General features: G+C 67.4%; 3 protein-coding genes. All 3 read left to right on the top strand.

Annotation, left to right across the window (positions count from 1 at the left end):
* Positions 1 to 142: 142 nt before the first annotated feature.
* Genes N5D48_RS25915 through N5D48_RS25905 form a run of 3 tightly spaced genes read left to right on the top strand, consistent with a single transcriptional unit; the run spans position 143 to position 3746 of the window.
* Positions 143 to 1564 (top strand): di-heme oxidoredictase family protein, encoded by a 1422-nt coding sequence (locus tag N5D48_RS25915; RefSeq protein WP_279888971.1) that lies wholly within the window; start codon positions 143 to 145, stop codon positions 1562 to 1564.
* A gap of 17 nt (positions 1565 to 1581) precedes the next feature.
* Entirely contained in the window at positions 1582 to 2646 is a 1065-nt protein-coding gene (locus N5D48_RS25910) for an imelysin family protein (RefSeq protein ID WP_279888969.1), read from the top strand.
* A 2-nt stretch (positions 2647 to 2648) separates the two neighbouring features.
* Positions 2649 to 3746, top strand: coding sequence for a DUF1513 domain-containing protein (locus tag N5D48_RS25905; protein ID WP_279888968.1), 1098 nt, complete (start codon positions 2649 to 2651; stop codon positions 3744 to 3746).
* Positions 3747 to 3752 lie beyond the last annotated feature (6 nt).

Here is a 3752-nt window from a genome sequence, read left to right as displayed (position 1 = left end):
AAGGCCGCTCCTACAGGTACCGCGCTCGCCGATAAGGCCAACTGACGGCGATTTCATCTGGCAATTGCAAATTGCTCTTATTCAAAAACAGCCGGCCTGATAAGCTTGCACGCCGGTTTTTCGCCCATGCCCAGGATCCTCGATGTCCTTGCTCCGCCTAAGCCCCCTGCTGCTGGCCTTCGCCCTCGCCGCCTGTGACGACGCTCCGCGCTTCACCCAGGCCGAGCCCGGCGAAGCCCTCTCCGGCGGCAAGGCAACGGTGCAGCGCAGCGATCGCAACGCTTATTCGCTGCCCTCGGCCAACCTCAGCGCCGAGCGACGCCTGGATTTCGCCGTGGGCAACAGTTTCTTCCGCAACCCCTGGGTGATCGCCCCAGCCACCACCACCGCCCGCGACGGCCTCGGCCCGCTGTTCAACACCAACGCCTGTCAGAACTGCCACGTGCGCGACGGCCGCGGCCACCCGCCGGAGCCGGGCGACAGCAACGCGGTGTCGATGCTGGTGCGCCTGTCGATTCCCGACCAGCCCTATTACGCCCGCGAGATCGAACGCCTGGGCGTGATCCCCGAGCCGGTCTACGGCACGCAGCTGCAGGACATGGCCATCCCCGGCGTGGCGCCGGAGGGCAAGGTGCGGGTGACCTACGACAACCACAGCGTGACGTTCAAGGACGGCCACCAGGTCGAACTGCGCCGCCCCACGCTGCAGATCACCCAGCTCGGCTACGGTCCGATGCATCCGGACACCCGTTTCTCCGCTCGCGTCGCCCCGCCGATGATCGGCCTGGGCCTGCTCGAAGCCATCCCCGAAGCCGACATCCTGGCCAACGAGGACCCGGACGACCGCAACCGCGACGGCATCCGTGGCCGGGCCAACCGAGTGTGGGACGATGCCCTGGGCAAGACCGTGGTCGGCCGCTTCGGCTGGAAGGCCGGGCAACCCAACGTCAACCAGCAGAACGTGCATGCCTTCGTCGGCGACATGGGCCTGACCTCCACCCTGCAACCGAAGGACGACTGCACGCCGGCCCAGGTCGATTGCCTGGCAGCGCCCGATGGCGATGGCCAGAACGGCGAAAAGGAGGTCAGCGACAACATCCTGCGCCTGGTCACCTTCTACGCCCGCAACCTCGCGGTACCTGCTCGTCGTGACGTCGCTGCGCCGCAGGTGCTGGCGGGCAAGAACCTGTTCTTCCAGGCCGGCTGCCAGAGCTGCCACACCCCACAGTTCACCACCGCCGCCGATGCCGCCGAGCCGGAGCTCGCCGGCCAGGTGATCCGCCCCTACAGCGACCTGCTGCTGCACGACATGGGCCCTGGCCTGAGCGACGAGCGCACCGAGTTCGCCGCCAATGGCCAGGACTGGCGCACGCCACCGCTGTGGGGCATCGGCCTGAGCGAAACCGTCAGCGGCCACAGCCAGTTCCTTCACGACGGTCGCGCCCGCAACCTGCTCGAGGCCGTGCTCTGGCACGGCGGCGAAGCCCAGGCGGCACGCGACCGGGTACTGACCTTCAACGCCGAGCAGCGCGCCGCGCTGCTGGCCTTCCTGAACTCACTTTAAACGCGCAAGGAGCCGGCATGTTCCGACCCAAACTGTTGTTCACCAGCCTCGCCGCACTCGCCCTCGGCGCCTGCTCGCCGCAGGACCCGCAGGCCGTGACGTCCGCCGCCATCGCCAAGCAGGTGATCCTGCCGACCTACAGCCGCTGGGTCGAAGCAGACCGTGCGCTGGCCGCCAGCGCCCTGGCCTACTGCGAAGGCAAGCAGAACCTGGAAACCGCCCGCGCCGACTTCCTCAACGCGCAGAAAGCCTGGGCCGAGCTGCAGCCGTTGCTGGTCGGCCCGCTGGCCGAGGGCAATCGCCCATGGCAGGTGCAATTCTGGCCGGACAAGAAGAACCTGGTCGGCCGTCAGGTCGAGCAACTGGTCAACGGCGAGCAGGCGGTCACCGCCGAGTCGCTGGGCAAGGCCAGCGTGGTGGTGCGTGGCCTGTCGGCCTACGAATACATCCTGTTCGACAGCAAGCCGGACATCGCCAGCGCCGAACAGAAAGCCCGCTACTGCCCGCTGCTGGTCGCCATCGGCGAACACCAGAAAGCCCTGGCCGAGGAAATCCTCAAGGGCTGGAACAGCACCGACGGCATGCTGTCGCAGATGACCAAGTTCCCCAACCAGCGCTACGCCGACTCCCATGAGGCGATCGCCGACCTGCTGCGTGCCCAGGTCACCGCCCTGGACACCCTGAAGAAGAAGCTCGGCGCGCCGATGGGCCGCCAGAGCAAGGGCATCGCCCAGCCGCTGCAGGCCGAAGCCTGGCGCAGCCACTCGTCGATCAAGAGCCTGGAAGCCTCGCTCAAGGCTGCCCAGACCGTCTGGGCCGGGGTCGACAACCAGGGGCTGCGCGGCCTGCTGGGCAAGGACCAGGCGGCACTGGCGCAGAAGATCGATGATGCCTACGCTACCGCGATCAAACTGCTGGCCGACAATCAGGAAACCCTGGGCGAGCTGCTGGCCAACGACGCCGGCAAGCAGACCCTCAACCAGATCTACGACGCGCTCAACGTCGTCCACCGCCTGCACGAGGGCGAGCTGGCCAAGGCGTTGAACATCCAGCTGGGCTTCAACGCCAACGACGGTGACTGATCATGCTGCGACGCCAGGCCCTGAAACTCGGTAGCGTATTGCTCAGCGCCCTCACCCTGGGCGGCTGGAGCCTGTTTCGCGGCAAAGGCGGCGAACCCTTGCTGCTCTCGGCGCGCGACGATGGCGACGGCAGGCACTATGCCGTCGGGTTCCGCCTGGACGGCCGCGAGGTGTTCAGCACTCAGGTGGCCCAGCGTTGTCACGCGATCATCAACCATCCCGAACTGCCCATCGCCCTGTTCGTCGCCCGTCGCCCCGGGACCGAGAGCTACCTGATCGACCTGCGCGACGGGGGTCTGCTGCAGACCATCGCCTCGCAGCCGAACCGCCACTTCTACGGCCACGCGGTGATCCACAAGGGCGGTGAATGGCTGTACGCCACCGAGAACGACACCACCGATCCGGGGCGTGGCGTTCTCGGCGTCTATCGTTTCGAAGGCCAGCGCCTGGTGCATACCGGCGAGATCCCGACCCATGGCATCGGCCCCCACGAGGTGGCGTGGCTGCCGGACGGCGAGACACTGGTGGTGGCCAACGGCGGCATCCGCACCGAAGCCGAAAGCCGGGTGGAGATGAACCTCGACGCCATGCAGCCGAGCCTGGTGCTGATGCAGCGCGACGGCACCCTGCTGAGCAAGGAGACCCTGGCCCAGCAGATGAACAGCGTGCGCCACCTGGCCGTGGGCGACGATGGCACCATCGCCGCCTGCCAGCAGTTCATGGGCAGCTCGGAGGAGACCGCCGAGCTGCTGGCGATCAAGCGCCCGGGCGAGGCGTTCAAGGCCTTCCCGGTGCCGGAGCGGCAGTTGCAATCGATGGCCCAGTACACCGCCAGCGTCGCCATTCACAGCGACCTGCGCCTGGTGGCCCTGACCGCGCCGCGGGCCAACCGCCTGTTCATCTGGGACCTGGACAGCGGCGCGGTGAAGCTCGACGCGCCGATGCCCGATTGCGCCGGGGTCGGGGCCGTGAAGGATGGCTTCGTCGTTACCTCCGGGCAGGGGCGTTGCCGGTTCTACGATTGCCGCAAGGCGCAGCTGATCGGCCAGCCGATGGACCTGCCGTCAGGCTTCTGGGACAACCACCTGCATCTGGTCTGATTTGTC

The organism is Pseudomonas sp. GD03858 (assembly GCF_029840925.1).
Lineage (GTDB): Bacteria > Pseudomonadota > Gammaproteobacteria > Pseudomonadales > Pseudomonadaceae > Aquipseudomonas.
This window is presented reverse-complemented; position numbering and strand designations above follow the sequence as displayed.